The organism is Aquiflexum sp. (genome assembly GCF_041749095.1).
In the GTDB taxonomy this organism is placed as follows: domain Bacteria; phylum Bacteroidota; class Bacteroidia; order Cytophagales; family Cyclobacteriaceae; genus Aquiflexum.
This window is the reverse complement of the sequence record NZ_JBGTCA010000475.1, coordinates 1-18,264: the sequence shown is the minus strand read 5'-3', so window position 1 is coordinate 18,264 and position 18,264 is coordinate 1. Positions and strand designations below refer to the sequence as shown.

The following is an 18,264-nucleotide window of genomic DNA, read 5'->3' as shown; positions in this document are numbered from 1 at the left end:
GTAAAAAGGGAGAACGTAATTAGACAAGTTGATATCCGGCAAAGTAGATGTTGAGAGCTTATTATGAAGCATACTTCTTTCCAACCACATGTCTCTAAAAGAAGGACAACCTTGCCCATCTTTGTGATAATTACACTGACTATCAATCCCAAAAGTCTGTTGCAAACAGTTTTCAAAACATTCTACTTCAAAATATAAGAAATCTGTAAATCCTTGACGGTTTTGATTAAATTTAAAAATTGTCAGACCAAGGTTCACTGGTTATTTCCGAAAATAAGATCTATAATGAATTCAGAACCAACATCTTTAGTAACAGGACGCAAAATTGGATTTATCGGAGCCTTAGGCATTGGTGTGGGTGCGATGGTAGGTGGCGGGATATTGGCCTTGGCCGGGGTGGCCTTTGCAGTGAGCGGGCCTTCGGCAATCTTGGCCTTTATCCTCAACGGATTGATTGCTTTTATCACCGCACTCAGTTTTGCCGAGATGGCTTCGGCAAATCCGCAGTCAGGCGGTACCTATACCTATGCCAAAAAGGCACTTTCGCTACAGGTGGCGTTTGGGGTGGGCTGGATTGTTTGGTTTGCCTCGTTGGTAGCGGCAGTTTTGTACGCACTTGGTTTTGGGTCCTTCGCTTTGTTTGCTCTTCAGCAAATTCCGGCAGATGGGTTGAGCGGAATCCTGGAGTTCAGAATGCTACCGATTTTGCTGGCGATAGCAGCTATAGGTTATTATACTTTCAGCCTTACAAAAGGCACCGGAGAAGGCGGTGCTGTAATCAATATCGGCAAACTCATCGTATTTGCCATATTGATAGCGGGGGGACTCGCTGTTTTTGTGCAAACACCATTCACTCATATCACTCAAAGCCTCACCCCGTTTTTCTCAGGAGGATTTAGCGGAGTGATCGCGGCCATGGGATATACATTTATAGCACTACAGGGGTTTGATTTAATAGGCTCTGCCGCGGGTGAAATTAAAAACCCCGAAAAGACAATCCCTAAGGCTATGGTGGGAACACTTGCAGTTGGGTTAGCAATTTACATACCCTTGCTTTTTGTGATGTCAACAGTGGGCGTGCTGCCCGGGGAATCAATAACAGAACTCAGCCGGGAAAACCCCGAAACAGTTTTGGCTGTTGCTGCCCAAAATTACCTGGGAGCTTTTGGGTTCTGGTTGGTTTTAATAGCAGGTATATTTTCGATGCTGTCAGCTTTACAGGCCAACCTCTTCGCAGCTTCGAGAATCTCACTGAGAATGGCAAAAGACCGCACCTTAACTCATCACCTGTCAACTATAGATCAGCGATTCGGAACGCCAAAAAGATCGATATGGGTCACGTGTGGAATTGTGGCACTTCTTGTTTTGATCCTGCCTGATGTAGCCGCTGCCGGTGCGGCTTCCAGTTTGATTTTTCTGATCACATTCGCATTGGCGCATCTGATTATGATTCTGATGAGAAATCGTGGCTATGCAACGAGCAAAACATTCAGGGCTCCCTTTTTCCCTATACTTCCTATTGTGGGAATGATCGCCTGTATCGGGCTGGCGCTATTTCAAGCGATTATGGTACCGGCTGCAGGGATTATTTCACTGCTATGGCTCCTCATCGGTTCCGTGCTCTTTGTTTCCTTTTTTGTAAAAAAAGCCCAGGCAATTGAAGCTTCAGATCAGGCCCTGGATCCGGATCTTTACCGGTTAAGGGGCTTAAGCCCACTCGTTTTGCTCCCAATTTCAAATCCTGCAAATGCGGAATCCATGGTTTTTGTGGCAAATGCACTGGCACCCCCGGTTGTAGGACGGGTCCTGCTGCTATCGATTGTAATCCCAAGTACCGAAAAGGATGATATTGAAAAACGACTTGCATCTAGCCGGGATGTGACACAGTACGCGCTCAAAGCCGCATTTGAAGCAGGGTTGCGTCCTGATACACTTACCACAATCGCCGACCACCCATGGGAAGAGATTGAACGGGTTGTCAAAGTACACAATTGCCGTAGTCTGTTGTTGGGATTAAGTGGTTTAAACGATTTTCAAACCACTCAGAATCTTGAAAAACTGGTAAAACATATCAGGTCGGATGTCGTCGTATTCCGACAGCCTTACAGTGGATGGAAGATTACTGAAGCACGAAAAGTACTGATTCCTGTAGCCGGGTTTGAAAGTCATGATCCGCTTAGGGCACGTGTTGCTGCTAGCCTGTGGCGTTCCTCACAACCTGAAATCACATTTTTAAAAATTCTGCCAACAAATACCTCTCTGGAAACACTTCAGAAGAATAATTTGAGGCTCTCGCGTTTTGCTGATCGTATAATTCCCGGAAAGACTCAAGTACGTATCATCCCAAATGATGACGTAGCCTCAGAACTAATCAAACAGGCTTCCGAGCATGATCTGGTGATCATGGGATTGGGCAAAGTCGGTGAGCATGAGAAAGCATTCGGACATCTGGCCCTTTTACTGGCTGAAAAAACAGATACTGCATTGATTTTTATCAGTAAAAAATAATGGGTTTTAAATACATTTTGCCTATCCCACTATAATCAATCCTATCAGAGGCTTAAATTTCATTTGCCATCCTATGGTTTTCATTTTTTAAAATGCTTTACCTGTAATATGCATTAATAATACAATCATTACTGTAAGATATCCTAACCTCAACAAGCCTAGATTTACATATATATTAGTCAATTTATCCATTTAATAGAGTTGAGTTATGGAAAAACATGAAATGAAAACTAAGCCAAAAAATCTTAATCAAAGAAGAATGTTCCTGAAGACAAGTGGAGCAACTTTAGCAGGTATGGGACTGCTGTTTGCATGCAAGGATGATGATGATATCAGACTTCCGGATGATGTTTTTGATCTTGGAACAGGAGATCTCGGTGTACTGAATTACGCATATGCTTTGGAGCAGTTGGAAGCTGATTTTTACACGAGGGTGTTGGACGGCAGCTATTATGCCGGGGCCAATGCAAGTGAAAAAAAATTATTTCTGGATTTATACAACCATGAAGTAAATCATCGCGAGTTTCTTAGTGCCGCGATATCAGCTGCAGTGGGTTCTGATACTGGTAAAAAACTTCCGATGTTGGAATTTGACTATGGTAATTTGGACTTTAACAGTAGGGATCAAGTCATTGCCACAGCCAAAACACTTGAAGATACCGGGGTAGGTGCCTATAATGGTGCAGGTAGTTTGCTTTCAGACGTGAATAACCTGCTCGTCGCAGGAAAGATTGTTTCTGTGGAAGCAAGGCATGCTTCTGCCATACGTTCTTTACTAAATCCAAATTCAGCGGATTTTGCGGGAAATGACGTAGTAACAGTAGATAATGCGTTAGATGTTGCTTTGTTGCCGTCAGAAGTCATTGCAGCAGTTACTTCCCTGGGATTCATTAAGACCCCCTTTACTGCCAACAATCTACCGTAATCCCACTTTGAGTTAAGTTTCACTTGACCGATGGAAAGATCAATTTTGCTTGCCCGGAAAGTGGGATAGCATTTAACAAATTCACAATTAGTTTTAATTATACGAAATCATGAAAATCATAAAATTTCTAGAAGAGTTTACCTCTGATAATATGATCTCAGCTAAATCAAATAGAAGAAAAGCGCTCGGAATGTTTGGTTCATATGGGGCTAAAGCTGCACTAGCAGCCATTCCGTTTGGGCTTTATTTGGCACCGAAAAGAGCCTATGCACAATCTTCCAATGATCCGGTTGGAGCCTTGCAATTGGCATTGACATTAGAATATCTGGAGGATGAATTTTATAAGATGGCGCTTGACTCTGGGTTGATACCTAGTGGTAGAGCCCAGACAGTTATGGCTCAAATTTCTCAACACGAGGCGGCCCATGTTTTATTTCTTAGGGAAGGACTTGAAGGAGCTGGGGCTACCCCGGGACCAAAACCTACCTTTGATTTTACGGCGGGTGGTGCTTTCGACCCTTTCAACGAAAATGGAATAGGGGCAGAGACCGCTTATGCGCAGATACTGGCACTTGCTCAGGCTTTTGAGGATACGGGAGTCAGGGCTTATAAGGGTCAGGCAGGTAACCTGATTGGGTCAGATTTTTTGAAACCAGCATTACAGATACATTCTGTGGAGGCCAGGCACGCATCTGAGATAAGAAGATTAAGAGGTTTGGATGGCTGGATCACAAGGGATGAACGCGGAACAGGAATGCCTGAAGCAACTCAAGCAGTCTATAATGGAGAGGATAATCTAACCCAGGGCGGAGTAAATGTAACGTCTTTGGGAGAGGGAACACCATTTAGCGTGGATGCTTCCTCACAATCCTATGATGAAATCCTGACAGGAGATGAAGCAGTGGCTATTGCCAGCCTTTTCATTACATCTTGACGGATTAAGATCATCTATATTGAATAATAGAGGGAAATTTGGGCTGATGGGTGAGGCAATCCAACAATGGAGATAACTGTTTTACTTTGAAAGTCCAAATTTCCTTATTTAGGCCTATCATCCCCACTTACATTCTCTTCTGTTTTCAAAATTGCCTTGATCCGATCAATATGAACCTGGGACGTTTTTGCCCTTTCAAGGGCTGTATGGGAACCGACACCTTTTTTCCCTCGTGCCATTTCAGTCAGTAGGTTTTTATGTTCTTCAAACATCCGCAGTGCAGTCCACAGCGTTTCTTCAATCTTGTTAGTCTGTTCGGCTAAAAGGTAAGCAGCTGTATATGAGTGTCCGGTATGGCAGCGGAAGCGTAAGTCACTATCCTTTCCCACTTTCCATAAAACACCTCCACAACCCGGGCAATTAAAAGGAACCTGATCACCCAGTTCATTTACTGAAGACAAGTCGCTTAGCACACGTTCGGCAATTTTAGCCTCTACTAGAACATTTTCCGGAACAGGCTTGCTCTTTTGTAATTTTCGCTGAATGAGTTTGGTAAGCAAATCTCCCATATCGGCTATGGGCAAGCAATAATCAACTTCAATATTATTCAGGGCATTTCTTGGCATATCCGGATACTCGGCATCATCCGGGTCCTGTACTATACATATTCCTCCGCATTTTTTTATGGCTTTCATTCCTGATGTGCCATCATCAAGGTATCCTGTCAACAATATACCGATTACACCGGAACCAAATGCCACGGCAGCAGACCGAAACAAGGGATCAATAGCAGGACGAGATCTATTTTCGTGTGCTCCTTTGGTCACCAACATTTTCCGGTCTCCCCCAATCAAAAGGTGTTGATCTGATGGCGCAAGGTATAAATTTCCGGGTTTCAGGTTGATTCCGCTTTGGGCATGCTGACATTTTACAGAATTTAACTTATTTAGCTGGTCCAAGACTACATTCCCGGTAGCATCAGGAGAAATATGCCGGACCACCAATATCGGCAAGGGAAAATCATTTGAGATTTGGCTGATCAGTTCTTTTAATGCATCCAGCCCGCCCGCAGATGTACCTATTACAACTACCTGGGTAATTTTTTCAGGCTTTTCTGCTTTTCTGCTTTTTCCCATTTTTTTTCAGCTAAAATTCAATCAAGTGCAAAATCCGTAACACTCTATTTCTCTAACGTTATTCAAAAAATTACAGCTATGATGATGGCCATTAAATAGAGATTGTGGATTAGGTAGATTAATCCTAAACAATATGCTTCAAAAATAAAGGTCAGGAATTGGGTAAAGCTGTCTTGATTGTCAGGGTTTTTATAAGTAGAGTTGAAAATAAAGAGATGATAAATGGGTGTAAAATTTATCTAAAGTATATCTAAAGTATGTCTAAAGTATGTCTAAAGTATATCTAAAATACTTGAAGCTATTTCACTTTAGTTGTTCTTAACACCCACTTTGGATACCTTGTAGTTCCTTGATTTTCAATTGTTTTATCACGTTTTGACATTGCGTAAATGAGGTTCTTGACCTTATTTTGCTTTCGGTTTTCGTCTAAAACTGTGGGAAATTAAACGATATATTTTTTCTTTGGTGGGTTCATCAACTCTCAAATACTTCTCCTTCTTAAAATCTCATTCAATTCTTTTGATCAATTCCTTGAAGCATTTTGCGACATTTTCTTCATGAGGGATTGGTCTGTATGCAAATGCTGAAAGTTCAATTTGATATTTCCCCTTTAATATCCAAATGCTGAGATGCAGCTCTCAAGGTATCAGAAAGTAGTTTTATGTTATGGTGCAGCTCCAAATGATATCATTCAATAGATAGCTGTTCTACAAATGACTTGTCATGTAATAATTTATCAATTGCATCTTCCAATTTGTTTACCAGCATATCTGGATTTTCAAATAGTATAGGGAAGTGTTGATTTTTACTTAACATCTCCATAAAGTCAAACCGACTTTCTGAATCTGCTCTACTCAGGTCTTTAGGTAGATCAATATTTTTTTGAAAGATGCGTATTATTGGTTTTTTTACCTTTTCAAATAGCCATTTTGCCTTCTCAAATTCTTCTGAAGAAAACTCACCTACTTTAGAATAAAACAGAAATACAAATAGATTACAATCATCAATTTGAAGGTTATAATTATCTTGGGAGCGGAAAGATTTACCGATATATTCTTCGTTTTCCCATATTGATAACTTAATCCGGAAGCCTCGTTTTCTAAAAGATTCTACTTTTCTGTATAGAGCCTGCTCAATCTTTTCACGCTCAGGTAAAAGTTCATTTGAGGAAGCCAAAAACAGGTTGAGTATGCGAATTTCAGAAGCGTTTTCTCTTACGACATTTGCTTTCAATTGAAGGGTATGACCTTCTTTGAATTGCTCAAATACAAAAGTGTTTTCAAGTAGTGCTAATACATTCACCTCATCCAAAGATTTATCACAATCCACCTTATGACGGCCTTTTTCCAAACGCAACTGAAGATTAGCAAAATCAAAATAATGTTGATGATTTTTTCCGGTTCGACAACCTTCACATATACATGGTACTTTTTCTTTGTACTTGATTCCTTTGTATTCTTCATGTAACTCCCGAAAGGTTTTCAATATTATTGTCATCATTCCCTTGCGGTTATTTCCCTGGGTTCGGATATAAAAAGCATCTCTACCCTGCAATTTCGTTTTGGTTACTTCAGCAAGCGTGTCATCCTCCCATTTAAGAACAACCCCATGCCTCCAAACTAGGGTTCTTCCTTCTGCAATATCTGCATGACGGGTTACGATAAATTGGGTTAACAGGGCTTTGGGTAAAAATTCATATTCTATATACAATTCCAATGAATCAAGATCTGGCCAAACGAAATTTTCCGGTCTGCTCGGAGATAAAAGCGGCGGCGTTACGAATTCTTCCTTACCAAACAATTGATAAGCCAGCTTAAACTGCTTCATCAGTTCTAATAATTGGGGACGCATATCTTCATACTCCGCACTGTTCCATATCCGTTTTATATCTGACCGGTCAAAAAAACCACTTTTTTGTTCTGCGACAATTTCGTCATCTAAGATTTTATAAACTGCATCAGTGGCCCATTCATTCTTTAGGATAATAAACTGTTCCAAAAGCTCATTCTTCTGATAATGCAGGCAATCACCCACCTTATGAAGAACTGAACTCAGGATTAAGGCACTCTCTCTTTCTTGTAGGTTGTTATTTTTACAGATTTCCAAATATTCCTTCAATGTGATGTATTGCTTATTTCTTCGCTCATTTAAAACTCTTCTTATAGCTGCCCAGTTGGATGGAAAAACATATTTGGTATGAGGTAGGGTTTGGGCAAGCAATCGAATGTATTCTTCAGCATTGGAAAAATTTTGTTTCGTCCCTAAATTAACTGTAAAGACTTCTTTTAATAGATCAGGAAATTGCCTCTTCCAATAATTGGTATCAAAGCTGCCCATTCCGATTCCTGTTTTAAATTCGTTTAGTATCACCAACAACGGGCTACCTTCACCAAAAAGTGCGGCAGTCTGAAACCAATCATCAAAATCTATTGTGTTGTTGCCACTTTCTGCTACTAAAACATACAGACTGCTTTCGGTATAAAATAGCTGATGGAGCGTTTTGTATTTGTCCTGTCCTGCAAAATCCCAGATGTTTATTTTGAAATCCTGCCCATTTGCCAATTGGAAACTATAAGCTCCAATTACTATATCAACCCCTATCGTTCGGTCACCTTCCTTAGGCAACTCTTTACCAAGCAGACGATTGGCAAGAGATGTTTTTCCTGACCGGCCATCGCCTAACAAGATCAATTTAGCTTCATTTAAATACTCCTCACCACTTTTTTTGAGTTGATCAAAATATTCATGTATAGCTTCATTTCCATTTTTAATTACTTCAATTGGAGGATTTTCGAAAGGATTGCCATCAACGAAAATGCCAGATTCAAATAAAGCGAATTCCAAAAAGATCGGTATCCCAAATTCCAACAGGAACTCTGGTATTTCGGTGAGCTGGTTATCTCTCACATCAAGCCATTTTAGTTTTGTGATCGCATCCAATCCTTTTATTTCGGTGATTTGGTTACTTTGCAAAGAAAGTTGAGTTAATTGGATGAGTGTATCCAAGCCTTTTACTTCGGTCAGTTGATTATTTCCTAAATAAAGTCGATTTAATTTAGTAAGCGCATCCAAGCCTTTTATTTCGGGGAGTTGGTTACCTACCAAAGAAAGCTGATTTAATTTAGTGAGTGTATCTAAACCTTTTATTTCGGTGAGGTGGTTATTCCACAAATAAAGATCAGTTAATTGAGATAGCGCATCCAAGCCTTTTAATTCGGTTATTCGGTTATTCGCCAAATTAAGGTGTGTTAATTGAGAAAGCGCATCCAGGCCTTTTATTTCGGTGATTCGGTTATTTTCAAATGTGAGCCAAGTTAATTCAATGAATGCTTCTAGGCCTTTAATTTCGGTGATTTGGTTATGCTCGAAAGAAAGCGCAGTTAATTGAGTGAGTGCATCTAGACCTTTTATTTCGGTGAGATTGTTATTCGCCAGATTAAGCTGTGTTAATTGAGGTAAATTAGAAATTTCTGAAGGAATTTCGATTAAATATAAATTGGATAAATTAAGTGCCTCAGCATTACTTTTTTTAGCGTCTTGAATTCTTTTTAGTGCTATTTTAAGTGACATAGAAAAATAATATTTTGTTAGATTTTAATTTGGTTGTCATAATGAATTTTTCGATTTGGTTGTGATCTTTTAAATTCATCTCTTCCTTCGACCATCTGGTTCAATTTTAGAACTTAATGAATCGATTCATTAATCTAAGAAAATTATAAAAGATTTCAATTATTATGAACCGAAATAGGAGTTAAAATATGTGTTAATTCTTTTGATATTTTAAAAAGAGGATTCTTTCAATATTTTGTCAATATTTTCATTTAGCATAGATCATTTTCCTTAACAGGAACATATCAAGCCAAGGTCCTAATTGTATCGCAATCTTATCATAGGAATTGAATCAAAATAACGGAAAGAGAACTGCATATTTTAAAAATATAGTCTGAAAACCCTGCTTATTGATCCCCCTCAATCCAAAACCCCCTCCAAAAACCCCTGCATCTTACCAATTAACTCTTTATTGGTCTGAGCGCTAAAGCCATGACCCTGCCCGATGACGTATTCCGCCATGTGAAGGACATTTTTGGCAATTAGCGCTTCCTCCAGGATTTTGCTTTGGGAGATGGGCACTACAGTGTCCGTGTCGCCATGAAAAAGTACAGTAGGAACACTCTGCGAATCGACAAAATTAAGCGGACTTCCGTTGAAATAAACTTCCTTTCGGTTTGTGGGATTACCTCCCATTATATTTTCAAGCAATAAATTGGTAAATAGACTAAAACCGTAAAATGCTGTCAAGTCTGTGGGCGGAAAAAAAGCAACAGTTGCTTTTACCAATTTGTCCTCATTGTTTCTATAACTGTGCAACAAAGCCAAATGTCCCCCTGCACTTCCTCCTGCCAAAACCACCTGATCAGAAACATTCCAAGTGGATAGTTGAGACTTGATGTAGGCCAAGGCTTTTTTGATATCTTCCTCCTGAGTCGGGAATCTGTTTGAACCGCTGGAAATATTGTACAAACTGTAATTGATGGCAATATACGCGTAGTCATCCTGTACCTCTTCCAACCACGGCTTGAAACCCTTAAATTCTGACTTATTGCCATCAATCCAACCGCCCCCATGTATCCAAACAAAAACCTTTGTGGTATTGCTGTTCCTATTGGCCGGAAGATATATATCCAACAATTGGTTTGGACGGTCCTCACTATATTTGACATCCAATAAGTCAATGGCCAACCTGGCATCCAACCCCGGTTCTTCATTTTCCTGACAAGAAAAAAGCAACAAAACCAAAAAAAGACTTCCCGTTATTGATCGCATAAATGCTTTTCCCATTTTAAAATTTATTTCTTTTGTATGACAACGAATGTAAGGGTTACTTGTTATAGTTGTATAATTGTCGGAATTGAGGGAAGTCGCTTGATTTCCTTTTGTTTGATGTCGGATGACCGATGACCGATGTTGATATGACTCGAAATTTAACCATCAATAGGATTTGTTAAAAGTGATTACCAAAAGGAAATGAGGATTCGGTTTACAATTTAAAAAGCTTATCAGGGGTTTATATCTAATCAAATCCAAGGATAATAATTTAAAAGCACGAAGCATCGGTCATCCGACATCGGTCATCTGTCATTTCCAAACCAAAAAACAATGCTCAAAAAAGAAAGATATACCGCCTTTATCAATCACTTTTCCAACAATATGCCCATCGCTGAAACCGAGCTCCAATACGAGTCTCCTTTTCAGTTGTTGGTGGCCGTGGTTTTGAGCGCCCAATGTACTGACAAAAGGGTCAATATGACTACGCCTGCGATTTTTGAAAACTTCCCCACACCCGCCCATCTGGCTGCAACGGATTTTGATGAACTTTTTCCTTTTATCAAAAGCATCTCCTACCCCAACAATAAAACCAAACATCTGATCGGTTTGGGAAAAATGTTGGTCGAACAGTTCAATAGCGAAGTTCCCTCCACAGTGGATGAATTGGTGAAACTTCCCGGAGTAGGGCGAAAAACAGCTAATGTGATAACCTCCGTCGTCTGGAACCAACCGAATATGGCTGTTGACACGCATGTATTTAGGGTTTCCAAGAGATTGGGTTTGGTCAATCAAAATGCCAAGACCCCATTGGAAGTTGAGAAACAATTGGTGAAACACATCCCAAGACAACATATCCATATTGCACATCATTGGCTGATATTGCATGGGAGATATGTTTGCATCGCAAGGAAACCCAAATGCGGTGAATGTACCTTAACCCATTTTTGTCGGTACTTTGAGAAAAACAGGGAGGCCATTTTCAACGAAGGGACGCTTCCACCCAAGAAGACAAAGTAATATGTGCGGAATAAATGTCATGATCAATGCGGATTCAGAGAAATCCATCGAAATGATGATGAATGCCACAGTTCACCGGGGGCCTGACCACTCGGGGTTTTCAAGGGTCAGCGACAATATATTTTTTGCAGGGAACCGGCTAAAGATATTGGACCTCAGCGATGCCTCCAATCAGCCCATTTGGAATAAAGAAAAAGATGCCGTTTTGATCTGGAACGGTGCGCTGTACAATTATCAGGATTTAAGAAATGAACTGCTGAATTTAGGTTGTGAATTCACAGGAAGCTGTGATTCGGAGGTATTGTTGAATTGGCTCAATTATTTTGGAACAGAAAAAATAAGCGCCCTGAAAGGGATGTTTGCCTTTGCCTTTGCTGATCTTAAAAAAAAGCAAATATTTATTGCAAGAGACATTTCGGGAGAGAAGCCATTGTACTTTTTTCAAAATGATAAAAACTGGTTTTTCTCCTCAGAAACCAAAGGAATCCTCGCAGGAAATGATGGGCAACTTTCCATCAACACTACTCAATTCTTGCCATATTATTATTACAGACACAGCTTCCCTGACAGCTCGTTTTATCAGCAAATCTCTCAAGTCCTACCGGGAGAGATTATGGTTTTGGATTTTTCCGGAAAACTGCTGAGTAAACTTAGAATGGGTATCCCCCATTTTAAAAGTAATCACTTGGATCAAAATGTTTTTGAGGAGACATTGAAAGATGCGGTTCTCAAAAACTTCAATGCAGAAAGACCTGTGGGAATGGTGCTGAGCGGCGGGGCAGATAGTAGCCTGCTTTATTCACTATGGTACGAGGAAACGGGGCAGCCACTGAATACTTTTAATGTTGCCCTGGAAAAAAAATACCAGTCAAAATATAACGATCCCTATTTTGCCAAATACTTGGGCAAAAAATACCCTAGTTTCCATCATGAAATCCTTGTCAGCCAGTCTGACCTTCAGGACAATTGGCCGGAATATATCAAATCCCTGGATCAACCCATTGGTGACAGTGCAGGCTTTCTCACATGGATGGTAGCTAAAACTGCTAAAGAAAAAGTGAAAGTGCTGATCTCTGGTGCCGGGGCAGATGAACTTTTTGGAGGATACAACAGGCATCGGGCTTTTAACCAATACCTGAAGCATCCCAAGATATTCAATTTTTTGAAGGCTTTCGGTCCCACTTTTCTATTTCCTGCGTCATGGAAAAAAGTTCTACAAAGCATTCATCAAAATCCCGATCTCACATTTATTCAAATGGCTGCATTACAGCCCATCCCAGATCAGTTTCTCGCAGAATTCCAAAGATGGTACCCCCAAGATGAAAGTCCCATAAAAAATGCACTGGAATGGGACCGGACTTTTTACCTGGTCAATGATATTCTGAAAATCCATGACAATGCATGTATGGCGCATGGCATTGAAGGCCGGTCCCCTTATTTGGATATGGACTTATTGTCAATGGTACAAGCTCAGTCTGACAATGATAACTTGATTGGAAAGAAATTTATAAAAACAGCTCTTCAAAATCGGGGTTTGGGAAAAATCGCCCATAGGAAAAAACTTGGTTTTGGATTACCCTTGTTGGAGTGGTTTGAAGAAAAAGAATTCAGAAAATGGGTTTTTGATCCTATCCGGGAAATGGAAAAAACCTGGGGTCCGGATTTTCCTCCTGAAATGCGTAAATTAGCTGCCGATCCTGAAAGATCAGAAAAAAAACAATTCCTCCAATTATGGAACCTCTTCATTCTCGCCAGTTGGCTAAAAAACAATGAATAGAAATCAAGTGCTATGTTAAGGATAAATTGACAATCTTTCCCGCGGAACTTGTCCCGATTCATTCGGGAGACGCAAAGACGCAAAGAATGATAAATTGAATCTTTTCGCTATAACCTTTAAATATTAGAGTTAACATTACACTAGCTTTTAATTGGTTTTATCAGGGTTAAATATTTAGAAGTACCTATCTTCGGTCATCGGTCTTCCGACTTAAATCACGATAAGCAAAGGAAATAAGGTAACTGGCATCATTTAGGATAAAAACCTCCACCAATGAAACTCATCTACATCCACCAATACTTCAAAACTCCTGAGGAAGGTGGTGGAACACGTTCCTACCATTTATCCAAGGGTTTGGTGAATGCCGGGATTGAAGTGGAGATGATTACTTCGCATGAGAAGGATGAATATGATTTTAAATTGATTGATGGCATTAAGGTCCATTATCTTCCTGTGGGCTATCAGCAGCAATTTGGATTTATAAGGAGGATTTGGGCATTTCTGACTTTTGTCAGATTGGCAAAAAAACATATTGCCAAACTTCCACGGCCAGATTACTTTTACATTACCTCCACCCCACTGACCACGGGCAGGATAGGACTTTGGGCAAAAAAGAAGTTTGCCGTGCCCTATATCTTTGAGGTAAGGGATCTTTGGCCAGATGCACCGATTCAGGTTGGTGCCATCAATAATCCGCTACTGAAAAGGTTTCTGTTCCACTTTGAAAAGAAAGTTTACAGAAATGCTCTCAAAATTGTGGCCCTTTCTCCCGGAATTGCAAATGCCATCAGACAACGATGCCCTGACTGCAAAATCCACTTGGTACCGAATTTTGCAGACACTGAGTTTTTTACCCCTTCTGAAAAAAGTGAGCAAGTCCTGAAAAAATTCGGTTTATCCAACAAATTCACCATTGCCTATGCGGGTGCCATCGGTAAAGTCAATGCGGTCAATGAAATCTTGGTTTTGGCAGAAATGGCAGAGAAAAGAAAACTGGACCTTCAATTTGTAGTCATGGGCAGAGGTACCCATGTGAATAAATTGTTCAATGAATCCAAAAAGCTACGATTAACCAATTTCACCTTTATCCCATTTGGCAACAAGGAAAAAGTAAAGGACTTGTTGTCGGTTTCTGATATGGCCTTTGTTTCTTTTGCCCATTTACCGGTATTAAAGACCAACAGTCCCAACAAATTTTTTGATGCTTTGGCCGCCGGCAAGGCCATTTTGGTCAACCACAAAGGTTGGGTTCATGACTTGGTGCGACAATATGATTTAGGATTTTACTTCAATCCTGAAAAACCAACAGAGGTTATGGAAAAGATCCAAAAGCTGGCAGCTAACCCAAATTTGCTCAAAAAATACCAAGCTAATTCAAGAGAATTGGCAGAGATTTACTTTTCAAAGGAAATTGCCATCATGCGGCTTTTGGCAGTGATAGATCCTGAAAAACACAACAGGGAGTTTAAGGACGAGGTTTATATCCTGACTGCCTGAAAATCATATCTGAATCCCAATTATCCATTAATCCTCGTAAATCAAGATTATTGTTGCTTCTGAAATCATCTACAATGTTCCAGCCTAGCCATCTCCCAATTCTTCCGGGAGCATCGAGGCTGATTTCATCAGTGGCTGGTGCCTCTCCGGTGTACTTCCTGATGATAAATGGATTGGTTTCAAAAAAAAGATCATTTTCCACAAAGTAGGACCAAATAAATTCTTCATTATCAAAACTTGCCGCTATCTCTTCCGGAGTATAACCAATAATATATTCATCGGAGGTACAGGGAAGAATGCTTTTGGTAAAATGATAAGCCTTGCCATAATAAATCATTTCAGCCAAAAGTGTACTTTGGGCTACGGTGGTCTTATTGAACGTAGATGAAATGGCCATGACAATCATGGGAACGATATATGGTCTCTGATATCTATTTGATATATATTGGGGAAGATCGGGAGGTTGAAATCTATGTTCAAAAGGCAGGTAATAATCCAAACCAATGACAATCATATCTTCATCCAAATACAAATCCGAGGCAAATCCACTGACAAAAGTATAGACCTTTGGAACCTTGAATTCAGGAAAATGATATTTAATATACTTAAAGGCATTGGTAAGCTCAATTTCAAGAAATTCAATATCAGGATAATGAACCATCACCTCTTCATATAACTCCACAAGTGTGGTATCTCGATGTAGGGCAAGAAGTTCATTTGCCATTTCACTTTTTGAATTATATTGATTTGACCAAAGATACCTCTCAGTGAATTCAGGATACTTTTCAAGCAAAAACAAAAAGTCTTCTTCTGATTTAGCCCCAAAAAAATCATTTTCCAGCCTGATGATTTCGACATTCAGATTGGTTTTCAGAATTTCAGCATCAAGTTTACAGTCCTGCTCTTTTTGCTTGCAAGAGGAGAAATAAAACAAGAGCAACAAACAGCAATAAATCAGTTTTAATTGGTTCATAAGGGAGATTTCTGATTGGGACCGCTCCCAAATCTACAATAAACTAACAGATGGTTTTGAATTTTTTAGGCAATCTCATATAAGGGAACGCTGATAACGCTGATAGAGCTGATTTTCACTGATTTTTTTTATCTGTGTTTATCTGCAAAATCAGCGTCATCAGCGTTCTATTTTTTTTTTTATTCCCTGATTTTTTGATTACTTCAAACTGTGAAAAACCAGTGGATCACTTTTAGAGAATATTTGAAATATATGAGTTTCCACAAACTCAATAATTATTTTCTATTGTTCATTTCTTTTCACTTGAGCCGTTTTACCAAGAATCCAACTATTTGGGGTTATCCGACCACTTTATCCATAGAACCGACCACCAGTTGCAATCTCCGCTGCCCGGAATGTCCCAGTGGACTGAGGAATTTTACAAGACCAACGGGGATGTTGGAATACGCACTTTTTCAAAAAATAATCGACCAATCAAAAGACTCGCTCACCTACATTCACCTATATTTTCAGGGTGAACCCTTTTTGAATCCTGCATTTCTTAACATGATCAGGTATGCAGATGATTCAGGGGTATTTACCTCAACTTCTACCAACGCACATTACATCAGCGACAAAAACGTAGATCAGACCATTGATTCGGGATTGAAACAATTGATCGTTTCGATGGATGGACTCAGCCAAGACGTCTATGAAGAATACAGGATTGGCGGAAACCTTGAAAAAGTTCAAAAAGGTCTGACCTTGATATTGAAAAGAAAAAGGGAAAAGAATACGCAATTTCCCAGAATCATCCTTCAGTTTTTGGTAACCGGCAAAAATGAACATCAAATCCCGGATTTAAAGTTTTGGGCCAAAGATATAGGGGTAGATGAGTTACAATTAAAAACTGCCCAGATTTATGATTTTGAAAACGGCTCGGACCTGATCCCTAAAAATCTCGAATATTCCAGGTATCTCCCAACCAAAAACGGCACCTGGAAACTCAAAAAGGAAATCAGAAACAAATGTTGGAGGATGTGGCAGGGTGCAGTTATGACCTGGGACGGCAGAATGTTGCCCTGCTGTTTTGACAAAGATGGGCAACATATTATGGGCAAAATCCAGAAAAATCCATTAAAAGATATTTGGAACAATGCTTCTTATAATTCCTTCCGCAAACAGTTATTGAATGACCGTACCCAAATAGAAATCTGCAAAAACTGCACAGCGTAATGTCATGCTATTTTGAATTTAATTCTGCTAATATTTCTTTACAGCATGGAATAATTATCTTTACGCAGATTTTCTCATATTTTAGTTAGCAGACACCCTAGGTTTATACAGATAAATTAAAAGTATAAGCAGGAAATAAATATAATGACACCATATTTCTCCAAGTATATCCCATCTGTCCAATACCTGAAAAAAATTACAGGAATTTTGGTTTTAGCCTTATCCCTATGTTGGATTTACCCGCAGACCATACAGGCACAATCAATTTCAGATATCAGTAATATCAAAGTAGATGACCTTTCAGATGCCCAAATCAGGGAATTGATCCGTAGGGCCAATGAAGCCGGGCTGTCGGAGTTTGAACTTATTCAGATGGCAAGGTTGAGGGGAGTCTCTGAGGTTGAACTTGAGAAATTGAAGGAACGGGTGGAAAAAATGGATATCTCTGCGGTAGGCGGCAGACTAGGGGCTACAGCTTCTAAAAGAGAGCCCAGAAAACAAGCAGACCTCAACGAGATCACGCAGGGCTTATTTCAGGAGCAAAGCGAGTTTATAGGATTGGAAGAAGAGCCTTCGCCTTATTTTGGAGGAGATATATTTTACAACAAGAAAAGAAGGTTGACTTTTGAGCCGAACCTGAATATAGCCACACCAAAAAATTATGTGCTTGGACCAGGTGATTTGGTCTATGTAGATGTGTATGGCCAATCCGAAAAGTACTATGAATCCATCGTCACAGCAGATGGTTTTATCCTTCTTGACAATGTAGGTCCGATCAATATCTCCGGAAAAACCATCGAAGAAGCTGAAGGTATCATCAGGAGCCGTCTTTCTTCGTTCTTTACCGAACTTAGAGGTACCAATCCCCGAACTTTCATGCAATTGACCTTGGGAAATGTCAGAACTATTAAGGTTCACTTGGTGGGTGAACTAAGACTTCCCGGTACTTTTACACTCAGTGCTTTCAGTACAGTTTTCAATGCACTGTATGCAGCCGGAGGCCCCAATGATAATGGCAGCATGCGAAGCATTAAAGTCGTCCGAAACGGGAAAACTGTCAGCACGCTTGATATTTATGATTTTTTGGTCCATGGCAATGCCAATCTTAATTTCAGGCTTCAGGATCAGGATGTGATCATGGTTGATCCCTTTTTGGCCAGGGTATCCGTGGTCGGGGAAGTAAAAAGGCCAAAAATATTTGAAGTCAAAGAAGGGGAAAATTTCAGTGACCTTTTGGAATATGCCGGGGGATTTACCGATGAGGCATTCAAAGACCGGATTTCAGTAACAAGAATTACCGGAAAAGAAAAGGCTGTCTCCGATATTTTCGATAACCAATTCTCAATTTTTATGGTCAAAGGCGGTGACCAATATACTGTAGGCAGGGTATTGAACAGGTATTCAAATCGCGTACAGATAAAAGGGGCAGTTTTCCGGGAAGGTAATTTTGCCCTG

Annotated in this window: 12 protein-coding genes; 8 read left to right on the top strand and 4 right to left on the bottom strand. The window is 39.9% G+C overall.

What is annotated here, in order from left to right:
- Positions 1-285 precede the first annotated feature (285 nt).
- The 3 genes from ACEW8O_RS21645 to ACEW8O_RS21635 all read left to right on the top strand — a co-directional run bounded on the left by ACEW8O_RS21645 (position 286) and on the right by ACEW8O_RS21635 (position 4,367).
- Complete coding sequence (locus tag ACEW8O_RS21645) at positions 286-2,508, top strand: APC family permease (RefSeq protein ID WP_373496714.1); 2,223 nt, start codon at positions 286-288, stop codon at positions 2,506-2,508.
- 259 nt (positions 2,509-2,767) lie between these two features.
- Positions 2,768-3,433, top strand: a complete 666-nt coding sequence (locus ACEW8O_RS21640; RefSeq protein WP_373496713.1) for a ferritin-like domain-containing protein — start codon at positions 2,768-2,770, stop codon at positions 3,431-3,433.
- 109 nt (positions 3,434-3,542) lie between these two features.
- Positions 3,543-4,367: a ferritin-like domain-containing protein gene (locus tag ACEW8O_RS21635; RefSeq protein WP_373496712.1), complete on the top strand. Its 825-nt coding sequence runs from the start codon at positions 3,543-3,545 to the stop codon at positions 4,365-4,367.
- Positions 4,368-4,471: 104 nt separating this feature from the next.
- On the opposite strand, the gene ACEW8O_RS21630 is transcribed toward ACEW8O_RS21635, so the two are convergent.
- From ACEW8O_RS21630 to ACEW8O_RS21620, 3 genes are all read right to left on the bottom strand, one after another.
- Positions 4,472-5,503 carry a chemotaxis protein CheB gene (locus ACEW8O_RS21630; protein ID WP_373496711.1) on the bottom strand — a complete coding sequence of 344 codons (1,032 nt, stop codon included), beginning with the start codon at positions 5,501-5,503 and terminating at the stop codon, positions 4,472-4,474.
- 687 nt (positions 5,504-6,190) lie between these two features.
- Positions 6,191-9,073, bottom strand: coding sequence for a COR domain-containing protein (locus tag ACEW8O_RS21625; RefSeq protein WP_373496710.1), 2,883 nt, complete (start codon positions 9,071-9,073; stop codon positions 6,191-6,193).
- A 399-nt stretch (positions 9,074-9,472) separates the two neighbouring features.
- Positions 9,473-10,342 carry a prolyl oligopeptidase family serine peptidase gene (locus ACEW8O_RS21620; protein WP_373496709.1) on the bottom strand — a complete coding sequence of 290 codons (870 nt, stop codon included), beginning with the start codon at positions 10,340-10,342 and terminating at the stop codon, positions 9,473-9,475.
- 318 nt (positions 10,343-10,660) lie between these two features.
- On the opposite strand from ACEW8O_RS21620, the gene nth reads away from it, so the two are divergent.
- From nth to ACEW8O_RS21605, 3 genes are all read left to right on the top strand, one after another.
- Positions 10,661-11,347 carry an endonuclease III gene (gene nth / locus ACEW8O_RS21615; protein WP_373496708.1) on the top strand — a complete coding sequence of 229 codons (687 nt, stop codon included), beginning with the start codon at positions 10,661-10,663 and terminating at the stop codon, positions 11,345-11,347.
- Position 11,348: 1 nt separating this feature from the next.
- Entirely contained in the window at positions 11,349-13,124 is a 1,776-nt protein-coding gene (gene asnB / locus ACEW8O_RS21610) for an asparagine synthase (glutamine-hydrolyzing) (protein WP_373496707.1), read from the top strand.
- A 273-nt stretch (positions 13,125-13,397) separates the two neighbouring features.
- The gene (locus ACEW8O_RS21605; protein WP_373496706.1) at positions 13,398-14,621 is read left to right on the top strand and encodes a glycosyltransferase family 4 protein; all 1,224 of its coding nucleotides are present in this window, start codon (positions 13,398-13,400) and stop codon (positions 14,619-14,621) included.
- Here ACEW8O_RS21605 and gldB read toward each other — a convergent pair.
- Complete coding sequence (gene gldB, locus ACEW8O_RS21600) at positions 14,590-15,594, bottom strand: gliding motility lipoprotein GldB (protein ID WP_373496705.1); 1,005 nt, start codon at positions 15,592-15,594, stop codon at positions 14,590-14,592. The two genes, ACEW8O_RS21605 and gldB, sit on opposite strands and share 32 nt — an antisense overlap.
- Before the next feature lie 252 nt (positions 15,595-15,846).
- On the opposite strand from gldB, the gene ACEW8O_RS21595 reads away from it, so the two are divergent.
- Together ACEW8O_RS21595 and ACEW8O_RS21590 are read left to right on the top strand one after the other, a co-directional pair.
- Positions 15,847-16,809, top strand: a complete 963-nt coding sequence (locus ACEW8O_RS21595; protein ID WP_373496704.1) for a radical SAM/SPASM domain-containing protein — start codon at positions 15,847-15,849, stop codon at positions 16,807-16,809.
- A gap of 144 nt (positions 16,810-16,953) precedes the next feature.
- Positions 16,954-18,264, top strand: a 1,311-nt coding sequence (locus ACEW8O_RS21590) for an SLBB domain-containing protein (RefSeq protein ID WP_373496703.1), incomplete at its 3' end; no start/stop codon positions are given.